The sequence below is a fragment of the Lutibacter sp. genome (assembly GCF_016342705.1).
GTDB lineage: Bacteria > Bacteroidota > Bacteroidia > Flavobacteriales > Flavobacteriaceae > Lutibacter.
Window position 1 is genome coordinate 24,695 of the sequence record NZ_JAEINV010000025.1, and the last position, 9,993, is coordinate 34,687.

6 protein-coding genes are annotated in these 9,993 nt (G+C 31.9%); 3 read left to right on the forward strand and 3 right to left on the reverse strand.

Going from position 1 to position 9,993, the window contains the following annotated elements; translation table 11 throughout:
* Nucleotides 1-67: 67 nt before the first annotated feature.
* The 3 genes from JEY78_RS15420 (at nucleotide 68) to JEY78_RS15430 (ending at nucleotide 4,450) form a co-directional block, all read left to right on the forward strand.
* The gene (locus JEY78_RS15420) at nucleotides 68-1,486 is read left to right on the forward strand and encodes an SDR family oxidoreductase (RefSeq protein WP_291853478.1); all 1,419 of its coding nucleotides are present in this window, start codon (nucleotides 68-70) and stop codon (nucleotides 1,484-1,486) included.
* A 1-nt stretch (nucleotide 1,487) separates the two neighbouring features.
* The gene (locus JEY78_RS15425; protein ID WP_291853481.1) at nucleotides 1,488-1,949 is read left to right on the forward strand and encodes an SRPBCC family protein; all 462 of its coding nucleotides are present in this window, start codon (nucleotides 1,488-1,490) and stop codon (nucleotides 1,947-1,949) included.
* A 281-nt stretch (nucleotides 1,950-2,230) separates the two neighbouring features.
* A complete protein-coding gene (locus tag JEY78_RS15430; RefSeq protein WP_291853484.1) occupies nucleotides 2,231-4,450 on the forward strand; it encodes a transglycosylase domain-containing protein in 2,220 nt (739 codons plus the stop codon).
* 579 nt (nucleotides 4,451-5,029) lie between these two features.
* On the opposite strand, the gene JEY78_RS15435 is transcribed toward JEY78_RS15430, so the two are convergent.
* The 3 genes from JEY78_RS15435 to JEY78_RS15445 form a co-directional block, all read right to left on the reverse strand.
* Nucleotides 5,030-5,998: a tRNA-dihydrouridine synthase family protein gene (locus JEY78_RS15435; RefSeq protein WP_291853487.1), complete on the reverse strand. Its 969-nt coding sequence runs from the start codon at nucleotides 5,996-5,998 to the stop codon at nucleotides 5,030-5,032.
* A 172-nt stretch (nucleotides 5,999-6,170) separates the two neighbouring features.
* Nucleotides 6,171-8,144, reverse strand: a complete 1,974-nt coding sequence (locus JEY78_RS15440; protein WP_291853492.1) for a response regulator — start codon at nucleotides 8,142-8,144, stop codon at nucleotides 6,171-6,173.
* A complete protein-coding gene (locus tag JEY78_RS15445) occupies nucleotides 8,138-9,241 on the reverse strand; it encodes an FIST C-terminal domain-containing protein (RefSeq protein WP_291853495.1) in 1,104 nt (367 codons plus the stop codon). Before JEY78_RS15445 ends, JEY78_RS15440 begins: the two co-directional genes overlap by 7 nt.
* Between the last annotated feature and the right edge of the window lie 752 nt (nucleotides 9,242-9,993).

A 9,993-nucleotide genomic window follows, 5' to 3' on the forward strand; every position in this document is an offset into this window, starting at 1 on the left:
GAAAAGCACTAGTTGTTTTTCCTTGTTTTTTTGTAAAAAAGCGTATCTTACTATAAAAAATAACCATATGAAAATTCTATTAACAGGCGCAACTGGGTATATAGGTAAAAGATTGATTCCATTGTTATTAAATGATGGACATCAGGTAGTGTGCTGTGTGCGCGATAAAAATAGATTTTCAACTTCACAGTTTAATTCAGAAAATGTTTCGGTGGTGGAAGTAGATTTTTTAAATGTAAAAACTTTAAAAAATATTCCAGAAGATATAGAGGTGGCGTATTATTTAATTCATTCTATGTCGGCTTCTGAAGATGATTTTGAACGATTAGAAGCCATTACCGCTACCAATTTCAAAAATTATATAGAACTCTTAGCCATTAAGCAAGTGATTTATTTAAGTGGAATTGTAAATGAAGAAGAATTATCACAACATTTAAGTTCTCGCAAAAATGTAGAAGCCATTTTAACTTCTGGGTCTTTTAACTTAACCACTTTAAGAGCAGGAATTATTGTGGGGTCGGGAAGTGGTTCTTTTGAAATTATTAGAGATTTAGTAGAAAAATTGCCATTTATGATTACACCTAAATGGTTACATACCAAATCGCAACCTATTGCCATACGTAATGTATTGCAATTTTTAATTGGTGTTTTAGGCTATGAGTATACTTTTAATAAAAGTTTTGATATTGGAAGTAAAGAAATTTTAACCTATAAACAAATGTTATTGCAGTTTGCAGAAGTTAGAAAGCTAAAAAGAACCATTATTTGTTTGCCTATTATGACACCAAAACTGTCATCCTATTGGTTGTATTTTGTAACATCTACCAGTTATAAATTAGCAAGTCACCTAGTAGATAGTATGAAGATAGAAGTTATTTGTACTAAAAACGATTTAGCAGAACGACTGAATATTAAACTCTTAACCTATAAAGAAGCTGTTGAATTGGCGTTTCATAAAATTGATGAACAAAATGTGGAATCTAGCTGGACAGATGCACAATCCAGTAAAAAACTATTAAAAGGAGTTTCAAAATTAATAGAAGTTCCTAGCTACGGATGTTTTAAAGATAGTAGAATAGCCAAAGTGAAAGATGAAGCAACAACAATCTATAAAATTTGGTCTATTGGTGGGGAAACTGGCTGGTATTACGGTAATATATTATGGAGTATTAGAGGTTTTATGGATAAATTAGTAGGTGGAGCAGGCTTAAAACGGGGTAGAAAAAATATGACAGATATTCACGTGGGCGATTCCTTAGATTTTTGGCGCGTACTAGATGCCAACAAAAAAACAAAACGATTATTATTGTACGCAGAAATGAAATTGCCAGGGGAAGCTTGGCTTGAATTTAAAATTATTAACAATGAATTACATCAAACGGCTACCTTCAGACCTTTGGGAGTAATGGGTAGGTTGTATTGGTATAGCGTGTTACCATTTCACGCATTTATATTTAATGGTATGATTAAAAAATTAACAAATTAAAATGAGCTATTTTCAATTTAAAAGTGAGCAAAAAATAAATGCTACAATGCAGGAAGTTTGGCAGTTTATTTCATCGCCAAACAATTTAAAAGAAATTACACCTCCATATATGGGTTTTGAAGTGGTCACCAAAGGATTGTCCGAAACTATGTATCCGGGAATGATTATTGGTTACAAAGTAAGTCCGTTAGCAGGTATAAAATTAAATTGGTTGACAGAAATTACGCATGTACAAGAAGGCGTTTATTTTGTAGATGAACAACGTGTGGGACCTTATTCCATTTGGCATCATCAACATAAAATTGAACCTTTTGAAAATGGGGTTTTAATGACGGATATTGTAACCTATAAACCACCATTTGGCTGGTTGGGAACGCTCTTAAATTCATTGGTGATTAAAAGTAAATTGGCTGAAATTTTTGCTTTCAGAACAAAAAAGGTAGACGAACTATTTAACAGCTAGAAATTGTTATTATAAATAGCATTATGACTACTAATTTTTAAATACTAATAGTGTCATTTCGAGCGTAGTCGAGTATTGTCACTTCGAGCGCAGTCGAGTATCGTCACTTCGAGCGCAGTCGAGAAGTCAATTAAAGATAAAAAAGCAAGGTCTCGGCTGCGCTCGACCTGACAATATTATTGAACTGGCGTTTTAATAAGTACACCCAACAGGTTAATTTATTGTTCTTCCATAGAATTTTAAGCAATTTATTGCGTTATTGTGTTTACAAAATAAAATAAATGGTGGTAAAAGCAAACGCAAGGCGTTTATTTCAAAAGAGTTTTAAATACATGGCAATCTCATTGGTGAGCCTTGTTAGTGTAGGAGCTCTTTTTTTTATGTTGGTATATGTAGGTGTTTTTGGGAAACTCCCAACAAAACAACAACTACAAACCATCAATGATCATCAGGCTTCTTTAGTTTTTTCATCAGATGCCGTGTTAATTGGTAAATATTTTGAAAAAAATAGCACAAATGTATCCTATGAATTACTTCCAGAGCATTTAAAAAATGCCTTAATAGCAACTGAAGACAAACGTTTTTTTGAACATAATGGCGTAGATACACAAAGCTATGTACGTGTGTTATTTAAAAGTATAGTATTGCAAAAGTCGAGTGGAGGCGGCAGTACATTAACCCAACAATTGGTGAAGAACTTATATGGTCGTGATGGGTATGGAATGTTGAGTATGCCTGTAAATAAAGTCAAAGAAATCATACTAGCATCGCGTTTAGAAACCATTTATAGCAAAGAAGAACTCTTAGTATTGTATTTAAATACTGTTCCTTTCGGTGAAAACGTTTTTGGAATTGAAGCGGCAGCAAATCGTTATTTTAATACCTCAACAAATAAGTTAAACATACAACAAGCCGCGGTATTAATAGGCTTGTTAAAAGCAACTACTAATTTCAATCCACGGTTGAATCCTGAAAAATCGCTGGAACGAAGAAATTTAGTACTAAGTTTAATGGGGAAAGAAGGGTATTTAAATAAAAACCAAGTAGATAATTTACAAAAAACGCCCTTAAATTTAAACTATGAAAACTTTGAAATTGCCGCACCTGCTGGTTATTTTGTGTATCAAGTAAAAAAACAAACCAACCAAATTTTAAAAAACATAGCACAAAAAACAGGTAAAACCTATCATTTGGAACAAGACGGACTGAAAATTTATACCACTTTACATATGGAAGTTCAAAAATATGTTACGGATGCTATAAAAAATCATTTAAAAAAAATGCAATTTAAGCTAGATGATGAATTATCCAGCACAAGTTTTAGAAAAAAATGGTATCAAAATCAGGAGAAAAAACCAGATTTTGTGGAGGATGATTTAGTGAAAAGAATGGTGGAAACCTATGATTTGGAGGGTTCAAGTATTCGAAATATGAGCAAGTTAGATAGTTTATGGCATTATTACAAAATGTTGCACGCAGCCGTGTTAATTACGAACCCTAAAAACGGAGCAGTAATTGGTTATGTTGGTGGAAATAATTATAGAATATTGCCTTTTAATATGGTGCAATCGCATCGTCAAATTGCCTCTGCATTTAAGCCAATTTTATATGCTACGGCCTTAGAAAATGGAATTTCACCAACATCATATTTAGAAAATGAAGAACAAGAATATCCTGAATATGAGGGTTGGAAACCGCAAAATTTTGATCATCAATCTACACCCGACCAAAGAGTGGCTTTTGGACACGCATTAGCGAATTCTATGAACTTACCAACGGTTGATTTGTATTTTAAGGTGGGAAATAAACAACTACAACAAACCATTACTAAATTAGGCTTTCCTAAATTGAAAGATGAAGCGCCATCGGTAGCTTTAGGAACCTTAGATGTTTCTTTAGAAGAAATTGTAAAAGCTTACGGAACCTTTGCAAACAAAGGAATGTTGACAGATTTAAAAATGATTGAAAAAATAACGGACGTTCATGGAGTTGTTATTTATGAAAATAAAAGCATTACATCAACTGCTGTTTTTAACCAATATGCGACTCAAAATATTACGGCAATATTACAAAAAGCTATAAATGAAGGTACTGGAACAAAAATTAGAAATCAGTATGGCATACAATCTAATGTAGCAGGAAAAACCGGAACAGCACAAAATTATTCCAATGCTTGGTTTTTAGCCTACACACCTAATTTAGTGATTGGAACATGGGTGGGAGCATCTACACCTGATGTGCATTTCTATAGCGGAAATGGTTCAGGATCATCATTGGCCTTGCCTATTGCCGCCACGGTGCTTAAAAAAATGGAAGGAAATAAAACATTAAAAAATGAATACCTAGTTCCTTTTAATATTTCCGAAGATATTTACTCTAATTTAGAAGTGGAACCTTTTCAAGAAAAAGGAATTGATGGGTTTTTTAAACGCTTGTTTAATTTTAAAAGCAATAAGAATAAAATGGAGCGAAGAACTAATAGGAATAATAGAAGAAATTAGTATTTTTCGTGAAGTTCGTCATTCTGAACTTATTTAGCTACGCTGAATCTTCGATTTTAGAATCTCATCAAATTAAAAAATAATACGTCATTGCGAATTTTACTTTTTTCAAGTAAAATGTGGCAATCTGACCATTAATAAACGGATGGCTTCAGTCGTACCTTCTTCGAAATGACGTAAAAGAATTCATTAGAAGAGTATAAAAAAACAGGATATTCTTATAGTTCGTCATTCTGAATTTATTTAGCTAGGCTGAATCTTTGATTTTAGAATCTCATCAAATTAAAAAATAATACGTCATTGCGAATTTTACTTTTTTCAAGTAAAATGTGGCAATCTGTATATCAATAAACGGATTGCTTCAGTCGTACCTTCTTTGCAATGACGTAAAAAACTGTAATTATAAGAACCTGAAACAAGTTCAGGTTGACGAAGATATTTTTGTTCATATAATTTTTCGTCAGTTCGAGTGATTTTCAATAGAAAATCGTATCGAGAATAGAAAAATTCTTGAAAATGGTTTTCGGAACCTTTATATTTCGTTTTACTTCATAAAATACGGGAAAATAGGTTTTAACCCTAACTTTTTCTATACATCAAATCGTTTTCAGCAGCAAAAATTTCTTCAACAGCTTGCTGATAGTTTTTTAAACTTTTAGATTTTTTAATTTTCTTAAACGTTTTATGCGGATTGTCAAACAAGCCAGCAAAATATTCCCATAAACTGGTCATTTTTAATAACAAATGTGTATCTCCGGAAAGCGATTCGCTATATTCTTGAAATAAAATAGTATGAAATTCCTGCAACAACTCCAATTTATTTGTAGGATATTCTGTGGTATTATTTTTAATCATACTGGGTAAAAAAGGATCGGCAATTAAGCCTCTACCAATCATCCAATGATCAATACTTGGAAAGCGTTCTTGCATTTTTTTAAATACTTCTACAGAAGTAATATCACCATTATAATAAATTTTATGTTGGGTGTTTTCTAAACATTTTTCAAAAGCCTCTAAGTTTACGCCTCCTTTGTACAACTGTTTTCCAATACGTGCGTGAATGGCTATATTTTTTAATGGAAAGTTATCTAAAATAGGAAACACGTCTAAAATTTCTTCGGGATGTTCATACCCCATACGCATTTTCATAGAAACCAAAATATCCGATTCATTATGAACTTTGGTTAAAATATCATTTATTTTAGGAGCATCACAAATCAATCCCGAACCCAATCCTCGTTTTGTTACCATAGGATACGGACAACCTAAATTCCAGTTTAATTCTTTATAGCCTAGTTGTTGAACGTACTTGGCAACAAATAGAAACTCGTCGGCATCATTGGTAATTATTTGAGGAATAACTTCTAAGGTTGTGTTGTTTTCAGGTAATAAGTCACGTGCGTACACAGGTTTTATTTCAAGTTTTCCATTAAGTTTTATGTAGGGTGAATAAAAAGTATCAATGCCACCAAACAATTTTTGAAAGGCATTTCTAAATCTAAAATCTGTAAATCCTTGTAAAGGAGATGATAACAGTGTGTAACTCATATATGTATTTAAAGCGCAAATATACCATCTTAATTTAAGATGGTGCTAAATTTAAAGTTGCATTTGTTGCAGCGTTTTCGGATAGGACGTTCTATGATTAATTAGAGTCCTTCGAGTGCGCTTGGTATAGGCTGAAGTTGAGCATTTGTAACTTGTTTCTAAAACGTCCTATTTAATTAAAATAAGTATGAATTAATTCTAGCAGTTCATTTTTGTTGATTGGTTTAGAAATATAATTATTACATCCAGCTTTTAAAGCCTTTTCTCTGTCGCCTTCTAAACTATACGCTGTTTGTGCAATGATAATAACATTTTTATTAAAAGCTCGTATTTGTGCCGTAGCGCCAAAACCATTTAGGATGGGCATTTTAATATCCATTAAAATTAAATCAATATCCGTGTTTTTTTTACAGATTTCAACCGCTTCTATTCCGTTACTAGCAGTTAAAATAGTGTTAGATATTGGTTTTAAAAACGTGGTAACTAAAGTTTTGGAGGTTTTATCATCTTCAACTATCAACGTTTTTAGGTGAAGTTTTTTGCTAGGTATTTTTTGTTCAGTAACTATTTGTTTGCTTTCAGGATTAGTATATTGCAAATAAGGGAGCGTAAAATAAAAAGTAGAGCCACTGTTAATAGCGCTTTCTATCCAAATTTTTCCGCCTAACATTTTAATATATGCTTTACTGATAGATAAGCCTAATCCAGCCCCTTGCAATGCGTTGGTATCCTCAATATCTGCTTGTATAAAACGTTCAAAAATAGCTTTTTGCCTGTTTTTTGGAACGCCTATTCCTGTGTCTTTTACAAAAAATTCTATACTTAAAGGAATTGTATTTAAGTTTAAATAATAGCCAAATTCTATAGTCCCAGATTTGGTGTATTTTACAGCATTTTTAATGAGATTTAAGAGGATTGCATATAATTTTTCTCGGTCTGTTATTATGGTTGCAACATCATTTGCTAATCCTTTTTTGTAACTTAATGCTATTCCTTTAGCGGCGGCTTCAGGTTTAAAAAACGTGTATAAATAATCTAACTGCTCATTTATATTCACATCTACAATCAACGTTTTCATGAGGTTCGACTCAATTTTTGAAATGTCAACAATATTATTAATCAAATTTAACAAGCGTTCCCCACTTTTTTCAATAACATCTATAAATTTTTGTTGTTTTTTAATAGGTAAATCAGGTGTTTTTAAGAGTTCCGTAAATCCTAAAATACCATTCATTGGTGTTCTAATTTCGTGACTCATATTCGCTAAAAATGCAGATTTTAAACGTTCGCTATTTTCAGCATTTTCTTTTGCTTTTATAAGTTGCTTTTCAACTTTTTTCCTTTTTGTAATATCAAAAGCAGAGATAATACCACATTCCATACCATCCCATTCTATAACTCCTGTTTTAACATCAATCCATTTTTCTTTGTTGTTTTTTTTAAGGATAGAAATTTCGTATTCAAAATGTTTCGTAAGTTGATTTGGGTTGTTTGGATTGTTTTCAGTAATAAAATCTACAAATTTGGGTTGTACCAAATCGCGTACGTGCATTTTAAGTAATTCTTTATTAGAGTACCCCGTTAATTTTGATGCTGCAGGGTTGGCATAAATGACATTTTTTTTATGATATATGATAATACTAGCGGCGGTAGATTTAGAAAGGGTTTGTAAGTTCTTTTCACTGGTATGCAATAATTTTTGCGCATTTTTACGTTGCGCAATTTCATAAGCTATATGTAAATTTTTACCTAAGTGATTTATAATTGGTTTTAGTTCATTAAATAAAGTAATGTCAAATGGTTTTTTTCTACCCAAAATTAGGTAACCATAGTTATCTAATTTATAGGTGTAATAATAATTTGAATTAACTTTTAAAAGTTCGCAAGGTGTGTTTTTTTGTTGATATTTTTTTAGAATATTCGATTTAACGTGTTGCCATTCTTCTGAATTTTTTGCGATAAAAGGAATTAAAATAGATTCATCTAATTCTTTTTTATTAAATTTAAGTACTGCCGCTAAAAAGCAGTTTAACTTTCTTAAATACAGGGGAGTAATTTTTTTTAGCAATGTAGTTTCATTTGTTTCACCAGTAGAATTAATGGCTAATTCAAACAATATTTCTGTTTCTATATTTCGTGTTACCATACGGCCATTACTATTGTTTTGTTGTACATTTCTAGTATAGCGTCTGAATTCGCAATTTCCCCAATTGAAAAAATTCCTGAAGCTTGATTGTTTTTACTGATAATAGTTAATTCTTCTTGTAAATGATTGTTTAAGTATAAAACTCTTGAAATACAATCAATGCAAAAAGTAGTGGCATTGTTGGGATCGGTTGTATTTAAAAGGGCGCTTTCCACGGCATTTTCAGCTCCTTTTAACAACGATTGAATATTTCCATTTAATATTTCAACATAGGCGCCTTCTTCAATTTTATCTATAAAGCACATGCGGTTATTCACTGTTTTAAAAGGGTCACGAACCACTTTTTCTTCATCCATTTTTGATATGCCAAAAGGATACGATTTTGCAATTTCAAAGAAATTATCATCGGTAAATTTCATTCCAGAATGTTGTTCAACAATTTCTTTATACACCTCAAACGCAGGTTTCCAATTGATGCTTTTTATGTTATTTTTTTTAGCTTCAGTAACTTTTAGGGGTGTTGAAATAGATTCCCATCCGTGCGCTACACCTATAGAAATTGTTTTTTTTGCCCAACCAATAATAGCGGAATTTTTGTGCAATCCTGTATTGTTAAGAATACAAGGAAATTGTTTAAAACTTAAAGATCCTGCACCACCACCAATATACGTTGGATTGATACCGAAAAAATTAAATAAGGTTTCTAAAAATGGTTCTTTCCCAGGACTGAAGGCATCTGTAAATACAAACAAACAACTATTTGCAGTTGTAGATTGGTATTGTATAGTTTCTAGTTGGGAAAATTGTGCTTCAGAAGATAAAGTTAAATCTACTAATTGCGTAGTGAGTTCAAAAGCTAAAGGAACTAATAAAACACCCGTTTTTTTTCGTGCTCCTTTAAAAATAAGTTCAGGAAATATACCTCCAATAATTGGTTTGGAAATAGTTTTAAGAAGCGCCGTAATTTCAGTATTTTTATAGGCTTCATCCTCTGCCATAAAAAAGAGAATTGAAAGTACTTGGCTGTTGGTTTCAAGTGCTAATAATTCTACAGTTAAGGAATCAATATTGTTGGGGTTTACATATCTTTCAGTCATAGTTTTTCTTAGGAAAAAGCAATTTACAGTATAAATATAAAGTTAAAAAAGTAGATATAAAAATTATATTAATTATAACTTTTTTAATGTTTTAATTTAATTTTTGAGGTAGTCTATATTTTAGTTGAAAGCTTAATGATGGCTGTTTGTTAAACCTCTCATTTTTAACAGTTACAAGAACTATGTAATAGTTGCGCAACTTTTACTCAATAGTTGCGCAACTTTTAAAATTAGTTGTGCACCTTTTAAAATTAGTTGTGCAACTATTGGACTAAAGTTCCCAGTATTTCATAAAAGTCATCCTAGGTCATGTAGCCATGTGTTTTTAGTTGCCACACCAGTGAAATTATTTTCCGCTCTAGAGAGGGGTAAGAGGTATGTTTTTTCAACATATATTACTGCTTCTCATTCTCAATCACGAAACTATACGCCATTACGAGGAATGGCAATGACGAAGTAATCTGTTACATTGTAGTTTCAACGTTGAGATTGCTTCATTTCACTGCGTTGCATGCGCAATGATGAAACAATACGTCAATACGAGGAGTGTTAATGACGAAGTAATCTGTTGCATTGTAGTTCCAACGTTGAGATTGCTTCATTTCACTGCGTTGCATTCGCAATGACGAAACTATACGTCATTTCGTGGAATGGCAATAACGAAGTAATCTGTTACATTGTAGTTCCAACGTTGAGATTGCTTCATTTCACTGCGTTGCATTCGCAATGACGAAACTATACGTCATTTCGTG

Excerpts from the sequence above, each read along its gene's own strand:
- JEY78_RS15420 (WP_291853478.1), top strand. The coding sequence starts at position 68 with ATGAAAATTCTATTAACAGGCGCAACTGGGTATATAGGTAAAAGATTG.
- JEY78_RS15425 (WP_291853481.1), top strand. The coding sequence starts at position 1,488 with ATGAGCTATTTTCAATTTAAAAGTGAGCAAAAAATAAATGCTACAATG.
- JEY78_RS15430 (WP_291853484.1), top strand. The coding sequence starts at position 2,231 with ATGGTGGTAAAAGCAAACGCAAGGCGTTTATTTCAAAAGAGTTTTAAA.
- JEY78_RS15435 (WP_291853487.1), bottom strand. The coding sequence starts at position 5,998 with ATGAGTTACACACTGTTATCATCTCCTTTACAAGGATTTACAGATTTT.
- JEY78_RS15440 (WP_291853492.1), bottom strand. The coding sequence starts at position 8,144 with ATGGTAACACGAAATATAGAAACAGAAATATTGTTTGAATTAGCCATT.
- JEY78_RS15445 (WP_291853495.1), bottom strand. The coding sequence starts at position 9,241 with ATGACTGAAAGATATGTAAACCCCAACAATATTGATTCCTTAACTGTA.